Annotated in this window: 13 protein-coding genes; 7 read left to right on the top strand and 6 right to left on the bottom strand. The window is 73.2% G+C overall.

Annotated features, from left to right (window positions below):
* Positions 1-60 precede the first annotated feature (60 nt).
* Positions 61-1,293, top strand: a complete 1,233-nt coding sequence (locus tag ACIQJT_RS25725) for a helix-turn-helix domain-containing protein (RefSeq protein ID WP_402647174.1) — start codon at positions 61-63, stop codon at positions 1,291-1,293.
* A gap of 81 nt (positions 1,294-1,374) precedes the next feature.
* Complete coding sequence (locus ACIQJT_RS25720) at positions 1,375-2,016, top strand: cutinase family protein (protein ID WP_402647171.1); 642 nt, start codon at positions 1,375-1,377, stop codon at positions 2,014-2,016.
* A 64-nt stretch (positions 2,017-2,080) separates the two neighbouring features.
* On the opposite strand, the gene ACIQJT_RS25715 is transcribed toward ACIQJT_RS25720, so the two are convergent.
* Together ACIQJT_RS25715 and ACIQJT_RS25710 are read right to left on the bottom strand one after the other, a co-directional pair.
* On the bottom strand, positions 2,081-3,793 hold the full coding sequence (locus tag ACIQJT_RS25715; protein ID WP_402647169.1) for a hypothetical protein: 1,713 nt from the start codon (positions 3,791-3,793) through the stop codon (positions 2,081-2,083).
* A gap of 95 nt (positions 3,794-3,888) precedes the next feature.
* Entirely contained in the window at positions 3,889-4,848 is a 960-nt protein-coding gene (locus ACIQJT_RS25710; RefSeq protein WP_402647166.1) for a helix-turn-helix transcriptional regulator, read from the bottom strand.
* A gap of 205 nt (positions 4,849-5,053) precedes the next feature.
* Between ACIQJT_RS25710 and ACIQJT_RS25705 the strand changes: the two genes are divergently transcribed.
* Together ACIQJT_RS25705 and ACIQJT_RS25700 are read left to right on the top strand one after the other, a co-directional pair.
* Positions 5,054-5,425 carry an ANTAR domain-containing protein gene (locus ACIQJT_RS25705; protein ID WP_402647164.1) on the top strand — a complete coding sequence of 124 codons (372 nt, stop codon included), beginning with the start codon at positions 5,054-5,056 and terminating at the stop codon, positions 5,423-5,425.
* A gap of 207 nt (positions 5,426-5,632) precedes the next feature.
* Positions 5,633-6,802, top strand: a complete 1,170-nt coding sequence (locus ACIQJT_RS25700; protein WP_402647162.1) for an alanine--tRNA ligase-related protein — start codon at positions 5,633-5,635, stop codon at positions 6,800-6,802.
* A gap of 3 nt (positions 6,803-6,805) precedes the next feature.
* Here ACIQJT_RS25700 and ACIQJT_RS25695 read toward each other — a convergent pair whose 3' ends face one another.
* Together ACIQJT_RS25695 and ACIQJT_RS25690 are read right to left on the bottom strand one after the other, a co-directional pair.
* Entirely contained in the window at positions 6,806-9,154 is a 2,349-nt protein-coding gene (locus tag ACIQJT_RS25695) for an FtsX-like permease family protein (RefSeq protein WP_402647159.1), read from the bottom strand.
* Entirely contained in the window at positions 9,151-9,843 is a 693-nt protein-coding gene (locus ACIQJT_RS25690; RefSeq protein WP_402647156.1) for an ABC transporter ATP-binding protein, read from the bottom strand. Before ACIQJT_RS25690 ends, ACIQJT_RS25695 begins: the two co-directional genes overlap by 4 nt.
* A gap of 218 nt (positions 9,844-10,061) precedes the next feature.
* Here ACIQJT_RS25690 and ACIQJT_RS25685 point away from each other — a divergent pair, with 218 nt between their 5' ends.
* Complete coding sequence (locus ACIQJT_RS25685) at positions 10,062-11,360, top strand: sensor histidine kinase (protein WP_402647154.1); 1,299 nt, start codon at positions 10,062-10,064, stop codon at positions 11,358-11,360.
* A complete protein-coding gene (locus ACIQJT_RS25680) occupies positions 11,345-12,061 on the top strand; it encodes a response regulator (protein WP_402647151.1) in 717 nt (238 codons plus the stop codon). The genes ACIQJT_RS25685 and ACIQJT_RS25680 overlap by 16 nt, the downstream gene beginning before the upstream one ends.
* Here the strand turns inward: ACIQJT_RS25680 and ACIQJT_RS25675 are convergent.
* A complete protein-coding gene (locus ACIQJT_RS25675) occupies positions 12,058-12,510 on the bottom strand; it encodes a flavodoxin family protein (protein ID WP_053849133.1) in 453 nt (150 codons plus the stop codon). The genes ACIQJT_RS25680 and ACIQJT_RS25675 overlap by 4 nt on opposite strands.
* 99 nt (positions 12,511-12,609) lie before the next feature.
* Here ACIQJT_RS25675 and ACIQJT_RS25670 point away from each other — a divergent pair, with 99 nt between their 5' ends.
* Entirely contained in the window at positions 12,610-13,251 is a 642-nt protein-coding gene (locus tag ACIQJT_RS25670; RefSeq protein WP_402647147.1) for a class I SAM-dependent methyltransferase, read from the top strand.
* A 52-nt stretch (positions 13,252-13,303) separates the two neighbouring features.
* Here the strand turns inward: ACIQJT_RS25670 and ACIQJT_RS25665 are convergent, their stop codons facing one another.
* Positions 13,304-16,294, bottom strand: coding sequence for a glycosyl hydrolase (locus ACIQJT_RS25665; RefSeq protein ID WP_402647144.1), 2,991 nt, complete (start codon positions 16,292-16,294; stop codon positions 13,304-13,306).
* Positions 16,295-16,306 lie beyond the last annotated feature (12 nt).

The raw sequence follows: 16,306 nt of genomic DNA, 5'->3' as shown, positions 1-16,306 counted from the left end.
CCCCGCCCCACGGGCAACAGTCCGCGGGTGAGCCGCTTCCGGGTGAAAGGAGGGCCCGCCTTGGCCACCCCCGTGCCGCACGGTGCTCCGGAGAACCTCGGTGCCGCCCCGGTACCGCCCGATCTCGCCGACCTGCTGCGCTCCCGGCTGGAGGACGTCGCCGACGAGGTCGAGGAGGCGGTCCGCCGGCAAGTGCCGGAGTACGCGCGCCCGGCCGACGGGACCTACCGGGAGAACCTCAGAGCCGGTGTGGTGCAGGCGCTGACCCTGTTCGTCGACCACATCGCCGACCCGCGCGGCCGCGGGGACGCGATCGCGGCGACGTACTACGAACTCGGGCGCGGCGAGGCCCTGGAGGGGCGCAGTCTGGACGCCCTGCAGTGCGCGCTGCGGGTCGGGGGGCTGCACGCCTGGCGGCTGATGGGCCGTACGGCGGAGGAACTCGGCCTCGACTCCGCCGTGGTCACCACCCTGGGCGAGCTCGCCTTCCGCACGGTCCACGAGGTCGCGGAGGCGGCGGCGGCCGGGTACTCCGAGACCCGCGCGCACAACACCGACGAGCTGGAACGGCGGCGCAGACGCCTGCTGGGCCTGCTGCTCGACGAGGGGCCGGTCGCCGCGGCGGCGGTGCAGGACCTGGCGCACGGCGCCCGGTGGCCGGTGCCGAGGCAGGTCGCGGTCGTCGCGCTCGCGGCCACCCCGGACCAGCGGGAGGAGGACCGGCCGCTGGCCGCGGCGGGGGCGCTGGTGGACATGGAGTCGCGGCCGCCGCGGATGCTGATCCCCGACCCGGACGGCTCCGGGCGTTTCGGCGGGCGGGCCTTCAGCCTCGCACTGCGCGGGAGGCCGGCCGCGATCGGGCCCACGGTGCCGCTCGCCGAGGCCGCGCAGTCACTGCGCTGGGCCACCCGGGCGCTGGGGCTGATGGGTCGCGGGATCCTTCCCCGGCAGGGCGTGGTGCGCTGTGCGGACCACCTGTCGACCCTGCTGCTGCACAGCGACGAACCGATGCTCGACCAGCTCCGGGGGCGGGTCCTCGCTCCGCTCGGCACGGTGTCGGAGGGGCAACGGGAGCGGCTCGCCGAGACGCTGCTGGCCTGGCTGCTCAGCGGCAGCAATGTGCCCGACGTCGCCGCCCGCCTCCATGTGCATCCGCAGACCGTGCGTTATCGGCTGCGTCAGCTGGAGAAGGTTTTCGGGGACGCGCTGCACGATCCCGGTTCGCGTCTCGATCTCATCTTGGCACTCACCACCGCACAAAAAGACGAGGAATTCCTGAATTCCCGTCCATAACACCGGAGATGGTCCAGCGAATACGTTCGGGACATCCTTTCCACAGGCGTTTCACACGCCCCACCCTCAAAGGATCCCCCCATGCGTATTCGCTTGTGTCTGGCCGCGCTCTCGCTGGTCGGCGGGGCCTGCGTGGCCACCCTCCCGGCATCGCCGGCGGCTGCCGCGGCCTGCTCGGACATCGACGTCGTGGCCGCTCGCGGCACGTTCGAGCCCGGCGGCCTCGGACTGATCGTCGGCGACCCGGTCTACTCCGCACTGCAACGGAAAATCAGCGGCCGCAGCCTGAGCAGCTACAAGGTGAACTATCCCGCGGACCTCTCCCTCACCTCGGCCGCGCAGGGCAACGCGGATCTGGTGAACCACGTGACCAGCCAGGCGGCCGCCTGTCCGAACCAGCGCTTCGTTCTGGTCGGCTATTCGCAGGGCGCGAACGTCGTCGACAACTCCATCGGCATCAGCAGCGCGGGCGCGGTGGTCGGAAGTCCCATCGTGGCCACCATTCCCGCCGCACTGGAGTCACGGGTGGCCGCGGTGCTGCTGTTCGGCAACCCGATCCGGGCGATCGGCAAGAGCGTCACCGGCACGTACCAGAGCCGCACCGTCGATTTCTGTGCCAAGGGCGACCCCGTCTGCGAGGCGGGCGGGAACGACACGCTCGCCCACCTCGGCTACACGGCGAACGCCGACGCGGCGGCGACCTTCGCCGCGGGCAAGGTCTGAGCGGGTCGACCGCGCGGAGGGGCCCGGGAGGACAACTCCTCCCGGGCCCTTCCACGTGCGGAGGTCAGCGGGGCGAACGGGCGAACTCCGTCAGCGCGGTGGACACCGGCTCGGGCCGGCCGTTGTTCTGCACCGGCGCGGCCGTCAGCACGTCGAGGTGCTGGTAGCCGTCCGCGACCACGGGGTGCAGGCCGGCGGGGACCCGGCCGGCGAGCAGTCCGTCGCCGGCGAGGACCGTGAGCGTCGGGTTGGCGGTGAGCCCGTCCGGGTGCACGACGAGCCGCTTCACCTGCGGTGAGGTGGACAGTTCGAGGTCGGTGACGAGCTTGGTCGGGAAGTACTGCTCGGTGAAGTCCAGCGGTTGCGCGGCCATGCTGCGGGCCAGCTCCTGGATGTCGGTGACCTCCTTGCCGACGTCGGTGAACGGCGTCCCGTCCGACGACAGGTACCCGGGGTCGTCCGGATCGCCGACACGGTCGTAGGTGCGCCAGGTGTAGAGCGGACCGTGGGGCACGGCGGGAATGGCCTTGTACTCGGTGCCGAAGAGGCCGGGCTGCGACGAACTCCCGTTGGCCGCAGGGAAGTTCTTGTCGGTGACCGGTCCGCCGTCGAAGAAGCCGACGCTGCTCTGGAGGAAGGCGAGCGGTACGGACTGGTCGTCCATGAGGGCGCCCAGCACGGCTTGGGTGGTGAGCCGGAAGTCCTTCACGCCGGGTGAGCCGGTGAGGAAGGCGGCGATGTCCTTGGAGAACAGGAAGCGGTTGGTGGCCTCGATGTTGGTATTGGCGGGCAGATAGGACGGCAGGTCGGCCTCGCCGCCGGGGTCCTGCAGGGCGCCCACGCCCGCGATGGTGAGCAGGGTCATGGTCTCGGGGTTGAGCAGGACGGGCGCGGACAGCGAGCGCGGGAACAGTCCGCTGTCGAGTCCGGCCTGCACGACGCCGTAACCGAGGCCCACGTCGGGCAGGTCGGCGTCGTCCGGGATGCTGCCGCTCAGATCGCCGAGCGAGGTGGAGACGGTGGTGTCGAGGGCGAACCAGCCGGCGCACTGGTTGTGTCCGGCGTCGGCGGTGGTGGCCCGGTCGCCGTCGAAGTCGGCGGTGGCGAAGTAGCCGGTGACGACTCCGCCGAGGGAGTGGCCGCCGCACAGCACCTTGTCCTGGCGGACGCCCGGGTCGGGCAGTTCGGCGGTGAGCAGGTCGTACTCGTCGCGCACGGTCTGCTCGATGCCGAGCCTCGCCATCCATCCGAGCTCGTCGTTGCCGGCGAACCCGGCGAAGGTGCGGCCCTGGACCTGTTTGCCGCGGTAGTAGTAGTCGACGGCGGTGTGCTGGTCGCCGGAGGCGATGCCGGTGCGGTCCTCCAGGCAGTTGGAGCGCCGGTCCAGGGCCCAGAACTCGATGTGCCGGCCCTGCTCGGCGGCGCGGGCCACGGTGTTGCGGGCGACGCTGTCGAAGGCTCCCGCACCCTCCAGGATGCCCGGCTGGGCGATCAGGACCCGGTCGGCGGCGGCCGGTGCCGCGGGGCCGTCGGCGGACCGGTAGCGCAGGTACGACAGCCAGTCGCACGCCGCGGGCCGGGCGCCGAAGGACGCGGGCAGCGGGAGCTTCACCCGCACCAGGGTCTCGGTGACGCCGCCGCTCGTGGCCACGGCCGTCTCGGTTCTCGCGCTGTCTCCCTGGGCGGTCGGCGACGACACGGTGAACGCCCCGGTGGTCAGCAGCACCGCCAGCGCTGCGGTGCGCCACCTGTTTCCTCTGCTGCGACTCGTGTTCATGCGGGGACCGTAGGGCGGCGCGGGCCGCACCCTCCGGAGTTGCTCACAAGAACGCAGGAGCCGGTGGACGCTTTGTCACCAGCGGCGGAGAGGTCTCAGTCCTCGCGCAGGGTAAGGCGCGGTGAGCGGTCGTAGGTGTCCCGGTACAGGGTGGCGAAGCGGCCCGGGTGGTAGAAGCCCCAGCGGGCGGCGATGCCGGTGACCGTGGACCCGTTCTCGGGGTCGGCCGCCGCCAGCTCGTCGTGGGCGTGGGCCAGGCGGACCTGGCGGAGGTACGCGAGCGGGGTGGTGTCCAGGTGCCGGCGGAAGGCGTACTGGAGCGCGCGGACGCTGATGTGGGCCGCCTCGGCGATCTGGACGACCGTGAGGGGCCGGTCGGCGTGGTCGTCGATGTAGGCGAGGGCGCGGCGCAGGGCGGCGGGACGGGCGTCCTGGCGGTCGGGGCCGGTGGGGTCGGTGACCGCGGTGTTGGGGAAGGTGGCCAGGACGGCCGCGGCCAGATGCTGGGCGGCGGTGGAGGCCACCAGCGGCTGGTCGGCGACCGCGGCGTCCGCCAGGACGTGGTCCTGCACATAGCGGATGGTCGCCCGCAGCCGCTCGCCCGCGGCGGGGGTGAGCGGCCGGTGCCCGGTCAGCCGGACCGGTTCCGTACGCCGGGGGTCGGCGGTGGCCGCGACCTGGCCGAGCAGGTCCGGGTCCAGCATGGTGATGTTGTAGCGGGCCGCGTGGATGCGGCCGGCGTAGGACAGCTCCGGCGGGGCGAAGGACACCACGTCGCCGGGGCCGAAGGAGTCCGAGACCCCCTGGTACACGTGGTCCTCGATAGTGCCCTCGTGGACCACGCACAGGCAGATCCGGCCCAATGGCGTGACCGCGTAGCTCATGTCGAAGTCCAGGTCGAGCTCGTCGACGCTGACCGAGTCGATGGCGTTGCGGTGGATCCGCGCCCGGCTGCTGTCCGGGCTGCCGTTGCCGATGCGCATCTTCGCGTACGCCTGGCTGAGGAACTCCTCGGTACGGTCCAGATCGTCGCTGTCGAACGTCAGCGTCTCCATCGCGGCGACGGCCTCCTCTTGTCTTCTCCTCACTCGCACATACCCGCGAACGTCGCGAAGCTGCGGACCGGTTTCGTTTTCTGTCCTGGCAGGTCACAAGGTGTGCGTCCGCTGGCTCGTCACCTTTGGCACGGGCGGGCAGGCTGGACGGGGCGGCGACCGTCGGAGTCGCCGGGCGACAGGGGGAGAGGGCGACAGGCAGGGCATGACGCAACACGAAGAGCTGGCCGCGAAGGTCGAGGAACTACAGACGGAAGTCGCCCAGCTCCGGCAGGCCCTCGTCTCGCACGCCGTGGTCGACCAGGCCATCGGGGTCGTCGTCGCCCTCAGCGGTCTCCGCCCCGAGCACGGGTGGGAGGTCCTGAAGACCGTCTCCCAGCGCACCAACACCAAGCTGCGGGACGTGGCCCGGCATGTCGTGCGCTGGCCCGACGCGGGCAGCCTGCCCGCGGACATCCGCCGGGCGCTGCGGGTCGCGCTGCTCGAGGCGCACGCGGCGCACGGGGGCCGGCCGCTGGTGCGGCCGCCGCAGCGGCGCAGGGGCTACGACGGCGCCTTCTCCGGGAAAACCGAGTGACGGGCGGGGACGGCCGTGCGTACCGTTGAACGCATGGAGACCGTCAGCCGTACCACCCTCGCAGCCGCGCGAGCGACCAGCTCGCCGGCTGCCGACGCCTGACCTCCCCCTCTCCCCCGGCGGCCGGAAACGGACCGCCGGTGCGGGACTTTCCGTCGCGCTGTTCCCGTGGTCGTTTCCGGTCCCACGAGACCGAAGGACCACACCATGGACACCGACCGCACCCTCCGCGTCTTCACCGACTTCTACCGTGAGCGCGGGCACCACCTGATCACGGGCAGCACGCTGCTCCCCCCGCCCGGCGACCCGGTGCTGTTCACCACCTCGGGCATGCATCCGCTCACCCCTTACCTGGAGGGCCGCCCGCATCCGGGGGGCCGCCGCCTCGTCAACGTGCAGCGCTGTCTGCGGACGACCGATCTCGACGAGGTCGGCGACTCCACGCACCTGACGGTGTTCGAGATGCTCGGCTCGTGGTCGCTCGGCGACTACGGCCACCCGCAGAGCCTTCGTTGGGGCTACGAACTGCTCCGCGACGGTTTCGGCATCCCCCGCGACCGGCTCCACGTCACCGTCTTCGGCGGCGACGGGCAGGTGGGCCCCGACCTCGACTCCCTGCGCACCTGGGAGGAGCTGGAGATCCCCGTGGAGCTCACCGGGGAGGACAACTGGTGGTCCAACGGCCCGGTCGGCCCGTGCGGCCCGGACTCGGAGATCTTCGTGTGGACCGGCCGCACCCCGCCCCGGGGGACCCCCACCACCGATCCGCGCTGGGTGGAGATCTGGAACCACGTCGGCATGCGCTACCGGCGCCACCGGGACGGCTCGCTCCAGCCGCTGGAGCGCCCCGGCATCGACACCGGCATGGGCCTGGAACGCCTGGTCACCGTCCTCCAGGGCCGCGACTCGGTGTACGAGACCGATCTGTTCGAGCCCTGGACGCGGCTGCTGCCGCCCCTGTGGCCGCTCGACGTGCCGTCGCTGCGGCTGGTCTGCGACCACCTGCGCTCCGCCGTCGTCGTGATCGGCGACGGGGTGCGGCCGTCCCACACCGGCCGCGGATACGTCCTGCGCCGCCTGGTGCGCCGGCTGCTCACCACCCTGCGGCGCGACGATCCGTCCCGCACCCTCTCCGACCTGCCGGCCGAGCTCCTCCAGCACACGCTGGACCACTTCCGCACGGACCCGGGGACGGGTCCGGTGCGGGACGTGCTGCTGGAGGAGGAACGCCGGTTCGACAGGTTGTTGGAGCGCGGCCGGCGGCTGCTGTCCGGGCCGCGGTACCGGGGGCCGCTGAGCGAGGAGGACTACGACTACCTCCACGACACCCACGGCCTGCCCCGCGACGTGGTGCTGAGCCTGCGTGGGGAGGGGTGACGGCTACTCCGTGCGCAGTGCCGTCGCCGTCCGGGACCCCGCCGCCCACACCGCCGGGAGCAGTGCGCCGAGCAGGGCGATGACGAGTCCGGCCAGGCCCAGCAGGACCAGTTGGGGGGTGTCGTAGACATCGAGGACGGACCTGGGCAGTTCGGTGCCCGCCGCGTGTCCCATCACCGGGAGCACGAAACCGTGCAGCGCGTAGCCGGCGGGGACGCCGACGAGCCCGCCGAGCACGCCGATGCCGGCCACCGAGGCGAGGACGAGGCTCACGGTCTGCCGGGGCGACATGCCGAGCGCCTTGAACACGCCCAGGTCGTGGACGCGCTCGCGGGTGTCCAGGACGACGGAGTTGAGGACGCCCAGGCCCGCGACACAGACGAGCATCAGGGTCAGCAGGACGGCCATCGTGTTCAGGATGAACACGAAGTTGTCCTGCCGGGAAGGGGAGTTGACCCGGGCGTCGGCGCCGAGGGGCTCGACCCGCTCGGCGAGTTCCTCGGCGTACGCGGCCGCGGTGACACCCGGTTCCAGGTCGACGAGGAAGACCTGGGGCTTCGTCGCGGGGAAGTCGGCCTGGTCCACCTGGATCTCCAAGGGGTCGTCCGAGGTGCCGAAGGCCTCCCCGACGATCCTCAGGGCGACCGTCTCCTTGCCGACGGTCACGCGCACGGTGTCGCCGATCTCGGTGCCGGTGCTGTCGAGGAACCGGCCGGGCACCACGACCTGGCCGGCGCCGGTGAGCCAGTGCCCGGAGATCATGGCGTAGCCGCCACGCGCGGAGTCGCCCTGGTACAGGCGGGCCCGGACGGTTCCGGACACCCCGGCCACGGTGGCGTCCTGCTGGCCGAGCCCGTAGGAGGAGGCGGTGCCCGGCTGCGCCTTGATGGCGGCGCTCACCTTCGCCGGGTCGGCCGGCTCGGGCTCCGGGGTGCCCGGCGCCGGGACGTGCTCGCCGCCGGCGACGCCCGGACCGCCGGTGAACACGGTGACCGCGGAACGGTCCTCGGGGTCCTGCACCGCGCTGACCTCGTTCAGTGAGGAGGTGAGTCCGACGGCGAAGGTCGCCGCGATCGTGCCGAAGGCCACGGCGAGGAGCATGGCGAGGGCGCGGACCGGATGCGCGAAGGGACCGGCGAGGCCGTAGGTCACCGCTCGGGGCAGCGGCAGCCGGCCCGCCGCGCGGTACGCCCTCTGGCCTCGTCCGGTGCGTGGGGCCCTGCCGACGGCGATGGCCTCGACCGTGCGCAGCCTCCCGGCGCGCAGCGCGGGGACGAAGGCGGCGAGCCCGACGACCAGGAGCGCCCCGGCGGGGACCACGACGTCCACCCACCAGGCGACGGACAGGGAGGCGGTGCCGTACGCCTGCTCGGTGTCGTCGAGGAGCGGTACGGCCAGCAGGTTGCCGAGGACGACTCCGAGCGCGATGCCCGCGGTCGCCGGGACGAGGGCCTGGGCCAGGTAGGCGCGGACCACTTCGCGCGGGGTGAAGCCGATGGCCTTGAGGATCCCGATCCTGCGCAGGCCGGTGCCGACCGCGCCGCTGATCACGCTGCCGACGATGATCACCGACATGACGATGCCGAGGACCCCGAAGGCGACGAGGAACGGGATGGTGGGGGCGGCCCCCTGGTCGGCGGCACGCTTGGTGTCGAGGTAGGACTGGGTGCCGAGGAGCGCCCCGGACGGCACGGCGGCGAGGAGCTTCCTGCGGTCCGCGGCGATCTCGTCCTTCGAGCCCGCCGAGTCGAAGCGGTAGAGCATCTGGCTGCTGACCGGACCGTCCTTCGCGGCGAGTGCCCGCACCTGTGCGGGAGTCGCCCACGCGTCGGCGGTCCTGCTGGCGGACGTGGCGAAGCCGACGACTGTGAGCGTGGTGCCGGAGGCGGTCAGGGTGTCGCCCACCTGGAACGCGGGCCCCTGGTAGGCGGAGCCGAGGACGACTTCGCCCGTTCTTCTCGCCCACCGGCCGGCCGTGAGGTCGAGGTCGTCCACGGCGGCCCGCGGGCCGGTGCGGCCGACCAGGGTCATGGCCGGGGGCTGCCGGCCCGCGGAGTCGGCCGCCCGCAGGATCGTGGTGGGGTACGGTCCCGCGCTCGCCGTGACACCGGCCAGCTTCCCGGTGGCCGCGATCCGCGCGGCGCCGGCCTTGTCCGGGTCGAACTCGGCGGTGAGGTGGGCGCCGTTCTGCGCGGCGAAGGCGTGGTCGAAGGGCGCGTTCGAGACGACCATGAGGGAACCGGCGACCACGGCCGCCGCCACGGCCATCATCGTGGCGACGGCGACGGCGACGGTCTGCACCCGGCGCCGGCCCACCCCGGCGCGTACGACGCGGACGAGGGGGCCGGTCATCGCACGGCCTCCGTACGGGAGTCGAGGGCGACATGGCCGTCGACGAGGTGGACCGTGCGGCTCGCGCAGGCCTCGGCCAGGGCCGGGTCGTGCGTGACCAGCACGATGGTCTGTCCGCCGCGGTGCAGGTCGACGAGGAGTTCCCGGACGTCCTGGCCGGAGGCGCTGTCGAGGGCGCCGGTCGGTTCGTCGGCGAGCAGCAGCGCGGGCCGGTTCACCAACGCCCGTGCGACGGCGACGCGTTGGCGTTCGCCGCCGGAGAGTCGGCCGGGGTGGGCGCGGGCGTGCTTCTCGATGCCCAGGACCGCCATGAGCTCCTGGGCCCGTGCCTCGGTCCTGCGCCGGGAGGTCCCGGTGAGCTGGGCGGGAAGCCGGATGTTGTCGAGGACGGTGAGGTCGTCCAGGAGGTTGAAGAACTGGAAGACCATGCCGATCCGTTCACGGCGGAACCGGGCCAGGGCGTGCTCGCCGAGCCGGTCGACCCGCTGCCCGGCGACGGTCACGGTGCCCTCGGTCGGCTTGTCGAGGCCCGCGACGAGGTTCAGCAGCGTGGACTTGCCGCTGCCGGAAGGGCCGGTCACGGCGAGGGCCTCGCCCTCGGCGACGGAGAGGTCGAGCGGTCCGAGCGCGGGTGCGCCGGCCTGGTCGTAGCGCTTGGCCACGCCCTTCAGTTCGATCACTGCGGTCATGGGAGGTGCCCGTCCTGTCGGTCGTCGAGTCGTGTCCTTGCCGGCCTGGTGAAGGTAGGGAGGAACGGGCCCCGGGCGCGTCGGCCGCGGCACCGAGACGGGCCCCTCCGTGCGGAGGACCGGCGGGCGGGGTCATCCCTGCGAAGTACGCCCGGCGGAGGGGGCGTTGGTCGCGCGGGCGGACGCGCCGGGGCGCCGGGGGCGGCGAGAATGGGCGCATGGAGACGGAGTACCTGCGGGGATGGCGTCGGCAGGTGCGTCTCGCGCTGCGGCCGGAGGCGAGGGGCGCCGCGCTGTCACGGCGGTCGGTGTGGTTCGACGTGCTGCTGGCCGTGCTGCTGACGGTGGTCGCGCTGGTGGTGGCGTCGCGCTATCCCGGCGACGGGCCGGTGCGGATGTCGAGGTTCGAGAACGGCGTGCCGGTGCCGCCCGTGCCTCCCGAGATCCCGGGCGCGGGGATCGAGGACCCGGCCGCCGCACCGCCCTGGGTCCTGGTGGTGCTGTCGGCGCTGCCGCTGGCCGCGCGTCGGCGGTTTCCGCTGACCGTGTTCGCGGTGGTGCTCTGCGCGGGGCTGGCCATCGGCGACGACGCCTCCTGGATCAACGTCCTGACCTGCGTCATCGGCACGTACAGCGCGGTGATGCACAGCCGGCACCGGGTGGGGGCGATGGCCGGGCTGGTCGTCGCCGCCGTCCTCGCCGGTGTGGCCTTCCGGTCGACGCAGCCGGTGCTGCCGGGCTGGTCGAGTCCCGGGGTGGTGCTGCTGGTGGCGGGGGTGCTGGCCAGCGTGGTCCGCCTCGGGCGGCGGCGCCTCGCGACGAGCCGGGACCGGTTCGCCGCGCTGGAGCGGACGCACCAGGAGGCGACCCGCCGGGCCGTGGAGGAGGAACGGGCCCGGATCGCCGCGGAGTTGCACGACGTCGTGACCCACAATGTGAGCGTGATGGTCATCCAGGCGGGCGCCGCCCGCAAGGTCATGGACGTGGCTCCCGAGCGGTCCAAGGAGGCGCTGCTCGCGGTCGAGGCCGGGGGCCGGGCCGCGATGGCCGAACTCCGCCACGTGATGGGCCTGTTGGCCGCGCCGGACACCGGACGTGCGGACTCCCCCGCCGACGGCCTCGAACCGCAGCCGGGACTGGGGCGGTTGGACGCCCTGGTCGACCGGGTGCGGGCCGCCGGGACACCGGTCGGCGTGGCGGTCTCGCTGCCCCCTGAGCCGCTGCCGCCCGGTGTGGACCTCACGGCGTACCGGGTGGTCCAGGAGGCGCTGACCAACACCCTCAAGCACGCTCCCGGTGCCGAGGCCGTCGTCACCGTCGGCTGGTCGGACGACATGCTGGAGATCGAGGTCGTGGACACCGGCGCCGTCCGCGAGGGGGCGCCCGCGGACGGGAACGGCCGCGGGCTGATCGGCCTGCGCGAGCGTCTCGCGGTCTACGGCGGCGAGCTGACGGCGGGTCCGACCCCGGCCGGCGGTTTCCGCATCAGAGCGGAGGTGCCGTGGCGAACGGTGTGAACGAGGTGGGCGGCGACCGGCTGCGGGCCGTCATCGCCGACGACCAGGCCCTCGTACGGACGGGGTTCGGGATGATCCTCACCGCGGACGGCATCGAGGTGACGGCGGAGGCGGCGGACGGGGCGGAGGCGGTCGCCGCCGTCCGGCGGACCCGCCCCGACGTCGTCCTCATGGACATCCGGATGCCGGGCATGGACGGCATCGAGGCCACCCGGCGCGTCCTCGCCGAGGACACCGCGGGCGAGGTCCGCGTGATCATCCTGACCACGTACGACCTCGATCACTACGTCTACGCCGCGCTCACCGCCGGGGCCAGCGGTTTCCTCCTCAAGGACGTCACGCCCGAGCACCTGGTGGCCGCCGTACGGCTGGTGCGGTCGGGAGACGCCCTGCTGGCACCCGCGATCACCCGCCGGCTGATCGAGCGCTTCGCCCAGCGGGAGGAGGCGACTCCTTCGGCCGGCCTGCACCGGGACCTGTCCGGGCTCACCCCGCGCGAGCTGGAGGTGCTGCGGCTGCTGGCGACGGGGCTCAGCAACGCCGAGCTCGCGGAGCGGCTGTTCCTCAGCCCGACGACGGTGAAGACGCACATCGGGCGGATCCTGTCGAAGCTGGACCTGCGCGACCGCGTCCAGGCGGTCGTCCTGGCCTACGAGAGCGGCCTCGTCACCCCGGGCGGCGGCGCGGAGACCGCCCTCTAGGACATCAGCCCGGCCGCGACGGTGGCCCCCAGCTCCCAGCACGCCTCGATGTCGGCCTTGCCCGGCTCTCCGGTGACAGTCACCGGATCGGTGGCACGCCGCCAGCCGAGCCCCGTGGTGATCGACTCGATGCCGCGCAGGGCACCGGTGACGTCGTTGCCTCCGTGCACGTAGGCGCCGAACGGGCGGCCGCGCGTCTCGTCGAGGCACGGGTAGTAGACCTGGTCGAAGAAGTGCTTGAGGGCGCCGGACATGTAGCCGAGGTTGGCCGGGGTGCCGAGCAGGTAGCCGTCCGCCTCCAGCACGTCCGAAGCGGTGGCGGACAGGGCCGCGCGGCGCACCACGCGGACGTCCTCGATCTCCGGTGCCGTGGCCCCGGAGACGACGGCTTCGAACATCGCCTGGCAGTTGGGCGAGGGGGTGTGATGCACGATCAGCAAGGTGGCCACGGTCGAACCCTGCCCTGCCCCGGCTTTCGTCCGCAAGCCGGGGCAGGGCAGGGTGCCGCCGGGCTACGATGCCGGGAACCGCGAGGGGGGAGCTGAGTCGTGGCCGACCGAGGACAGCCGGCAGCCGTGGTCTTCGACGCACTGGGCCTGGAGTACGAGAAGGCGTTCGCCCGTTCCGAGGCCCACCTGGAGTCGTTGCAGTGGCTGCTCGGGAGGCTGGCTCCCGGGAGCCGGGTGCTGGACGTCGGCAGCGGCACCGGCCGGCCCACCGCGTCGACACTGGCCGCGGCGGGCCACGAGGTGCTGGGGGTGGACGTCTCCCCGGTCATGGTCGAGCTCGCCGCGCGGCAGGTGCCCGAGGCCACCTTCCGCCAGGCAGACATCCGCGAACTGCCACTGGTCCAGGGTTCGTTCGACGCGGTGTGCGTGTACTTCTCGCTGCTCCAGATGACCCGCGCCGAGCAGTCGGAGGTGCTGGGGCGGCTGGCGCGGGCCCTGCGGCCCGGTGGCTCCCTGGTCCTCGCGACCGTGCCGGCCGACGTGGAGGACCTGCCGATCGAGTTCATGGGCCAGGCCGTCCGGGCGACCAGCTTCGCCGCGCAGGACGTGGTGGCCGTAGCGCGCGCCGCGGGTCTGACGGTGGAGTCGGAGCGGCTCGTGGAGTTCACCCCGGACCACCCCGAGGGCGCCGCCGAACCGCACCTGTTCCTGTACTGCGCTCTTCCCCGGGGAGACGCCTGACTCGTCCCGGCCGGCACGGGACGAGTCGGCGCCCGCGACCTGCGCGGGCCGGTCAGCCCACGGCCACCTGCGCGTACGGCACCAGTCGCACCGGCCCCACGAGACCGTGGTCCTGGCGGGCGACCCCGCCGAACACGGCGGGCTGCTCGACCCTGAGCCGGTTGACGAGCGGGGTCGCCACCTCGACCTCGATGGTGTTGTCACCGCGCCGCAGGCAGGAGCCGAGGTCGACGACGGGGTGGAGCCGGTCGGCCGCGGGCAGCCGCCGCCCGTTGACGCTCACCCGGAACGTGTCGCTGACCTGCCCGAGCTCCAGCACGGCGCCGTGGGACGACGTCCAGTCGGCCGGCAGGGTGACCGTGGTGCGGTAGCGCCCGACGCCCGCCGAGTCGGCCAGTTCGGGGATCTGCGACCAGGGCCTGAGCGTGTCGAGCGTGAGGCTGCGCCGGACGTGCCCGGTGCGGGTGGCGTCCGGGCCCGGGTACCAGTCGTCGACCTCCAGTTCCCACCGGTCCGGGGTGATCGGCGCGGGCACGGCGGGCGTCCTGGTGGTGACGGTGCGGCCCTGGGACAGGCGGGTGGTCCAGGTACCGGCCGTGCGGGCGCGCACGGTCAGCCCGCGCTCGGTGAACAGCACCGCGTCGGCGTCGGTCGTCTCGGCGTGCGGGCTGCTGCCGTACCGGTCGCCGAACAGACCCGGCCGTCCCAGGGCGACGATCATCGTCTGGCCGGGCTGGAGGGTGACCCGCAGGGTGAAGTCGTCCCCGTCCTCGGTGTAGCGCGCGAGCCGGGTCGCCTCGCCCGTCCAGGGATCGAGGAGATACGGCACCGTCCGGCCGCCGCGGGTGCGGCGCAGGGTGACGTCGTGGTCGATCGCGGCCACGGGCGGCTTGACCGTCTCGGCGTGCTTGCCGTTGCAGAGGTAGTAGAAGTCCGCGTCGGCGGTGACCCGGTGGGCGTTGAGAAGCGTGGACGAGGTCGCGTACCGCACGTCTGCGCGCACGCCGAGCCCGGCGAGGGCGTCGCCGATCGCGGCCTTGTCGGTGACCCGGACGACATGGGGAAGGGCGAGCAGCCGGGCGACGAGGTCGCGCAGCCGGTCCGTCTCGCCCTGGTCCGGGACGCCGGGAGTGAGGGCCTGGTCGAAGGCGCCGAACAGGACCACGGGCAGCCCCGCCTCGGCGAGGGCGAGGATCTTGCGGGCGTCCTCGACGGCGAGGGTCGGGGTGGAGCCGTAGAAGAAGTCGCCCTCGACGAACAGTGCCTTGTAGGCGGGGCCGTCGGGGGCGAGCCGGCCGCCGGAGACCTTGGCGGAGGGCAGGTCGAGGAGGGGGCCGCTGAGGAACTGGTGGCTCCAGCCGAGCGGGACGCCGGTCGCCGTGAACCAGGAGGCGCCGATGCCGGTGGCGGTGTAGCCGGTCTGCCGGAACACGGCGACGTCCGCTCGCGCGGTACCGCTCTGGAGCACCTGGTGGACCCGGCCCAGATAGCCGGAGATGTCCTCGGCGTGCCGCCAGGTGGGCTGCCGCGGGCCCCAGGACTCGCCGTAACCGGCGGTGCCGTTGTACGGACTGAAGGCCGCGAAGCCGGGCCAGGCGACCCCGGGGGCGGTGGCGTAGGAGAAGCCGTGCACGACGGTCTGGTTGACGCCGGCCGCGTAGGCGCCGCCCATGGTGCGCAGGAAGCGGTCCCAAGTGGTGCTGTACGCGGAACCGTTGTAGGCGCCCGCCTCGCAGGACAGGACGGTCCGCCCGGCCATGTCCCGGCCGCCGGCCAGGCAGCGGTAGTCGTCCAGGTTCTTGAAGCCGAGCGACTCGCCCTCGGGGATGTCGAGGATCGCCGCCGAGGCGATGGCGTCCGTCTGGAGACCGTAGGGCTGCGAGCGCAGGGTCATGCCGAGGGTGTGCGCCCAGTCCCGCAGGGCCGTCAGGTGGTTGCGGTTGAACAGGCCGGAGACGGTCTCCCAGAAGTCGTGCCGGATCTGCCGGGTCAGCTGGGCCTCGAAGGCGAAGACCTGGTTGCCGTTGTCCAGGACGAGAGCGGGCAGGTACGGCAGCAGGGGCCGTCCGGTGTGCTTCTCGAAGGCCTCGGGCAGCAGGGGCGTCCAGGTCAGGCCGTCGGTCTCCAGCTCGACGGAGTCCTCGAAGAAGGAGCCGCCCGCGGCCCGCAGCAGGCTCCGCAGGGACGGGGGGAGGATGTGGTCCTGCCAGTAGGAGGTGACCGCGTCGGTGCCCTTGGGGCTGAAGTGGTCGACGGCGTAGGCGGCCGGGGCGGAGTGGGGGCCCGACTCGGGCTGCTGGCCGGAGCCGCGCGCCCAGTAGGAGACGATCACCCAGTCGCCGCCCGCGGGGGCCGTCCAGGTCAGTGTGGAGTCGGTGACGGTCGCGGTGAGGTCCTGGACGCTCGCGAGGTCGAGGCCGGTCTCCTTGCGGGTGGAGTAGGCGGGTTCGACGCGGGCGGCCTGCACGGCGAGGAGCCGCTGGCGGGTGACCCCTGAGGCCGGGGCGTGGACGGGCGGCGGGACGGGGCCCTGGTAGGTGCTTCCGCCGGTCACCGCGGCGCGGCCGTGGGCGAGTTCCTGGGCGGCGGCCTCGTCGTCGGGCGTGAGACCGGGGACGGCGACGGGCCAGCTGGGGCCCAGGGTGATGTCGACGGTGAGCCCTCTTCGCACCGCGCGGCGCAGCGCGGCCTCGACACCGTCCCGCCAGGGTCTGCTCCCCCAGCCGTGGTGCGCGGTGTCCAGGACCGACTTGTCCTTGATGCTGTGGTGGACGGCCGCGATCTCCACGCCGCCGAAGCCCGCGTCCGCGATCTGGTCGATCTCCCGGGCGATCTCGTCCGGGTCGACGAGGCCGTCCGGCCACCACCAGCGGAACCGCGGCCGCACGGACTTCACGGGAGCGGCGAACCAGTTGTCCGTCGTCGTCCCCGAGGCGGCGGCCGGGACCGCCGCTCCGAGCGCCGCGACGGCGCCTGCGGTCAGTCCGGCGGCCAGGACCGCGCGCCGGGACATTCCGCCGCGCTGCGGGATGGCTTCATGCATGGGGTGCCCCAA

This window comes from Streptomyces sp. NPDC091972 (genome assembly GCF_044756385.1).
In the GTDB taxonomy this organism is placed as follows: Bacteria; Actinomycetota; Actinomycetes; order Streptomycetales; family Streptomycetaceae; genus Streptomyces.
The sequence above is the reverse complement of the archived record's forward strand: the minus strand, read 5'-3'. Positions and strand labels throughout refer to the sequence as shown.

Coding starts and splice junctions, on each gene's coding strand:
- ACIQJT_RS25720 (WP_402647171.1), top strand. CDS start 1,375: ATGCGTATTCGCTTGTGTCTGGCCGCGCTCTCGCTGGTCGGCGGGGCC.
- ACIQJT_RS25715 (WP_402647169.1), bottom strand. CDS start 3,793: ATGAACACGAGTCGCAGCAGAGGAAACAGGTGGCGCACCGCAGCGCTG.
- ACIQJT_RS25710 (WP_402647166.1), bottom strand. CDS start 4,848: ATGGAGACGCTGACGTTCGACAGCGACGATCTGGACCGTACCGAGGAG.
- ACIQJT_RS25705 (WP_402647164.1), top strand. CDS start 5,054: ATGACGCAACACGAAGAGCTGGCCGCGAAGGTCGAGGAACTACAGACG.
- ACIQJT_RS25700 (WP_402647162.1), top strand. CDS start 5,633: ATGGACACCGACCGCACCCTCCGCGTCTTCACCGACTTCTACCGTGAG.
- ACIQJT_RS25695 (WP_402647159.1), bottom strand. CDS start 9,154: ATGACCGGCCCCCTCGTCCGCGTCGTACGCGCCGGGGTGGGCCGGCGC.
- ACIQJT_RS25690 (WP_402647156.1), bottom strand. CDS start 9,843: ATGACCGCAGTGATCGAACTGAAGGGCGTGGCCAAGCGCTACGACCAG.
- ACIQJT_RS25685 (WP_402647154.1), top strand. CDS start 10,062: ATGGAGACGGAGTACCTGCGGGGATGGCGTCGGCAGGTGCGTCTCGCG.
- ACIQJT_RS25665 (WP_402647144.1), bottom strand. CDS start 16,294: ATGCATGAAGCCATCCCGCAGCGCGGCGGAATGTCCCGGCGCGCGGTC.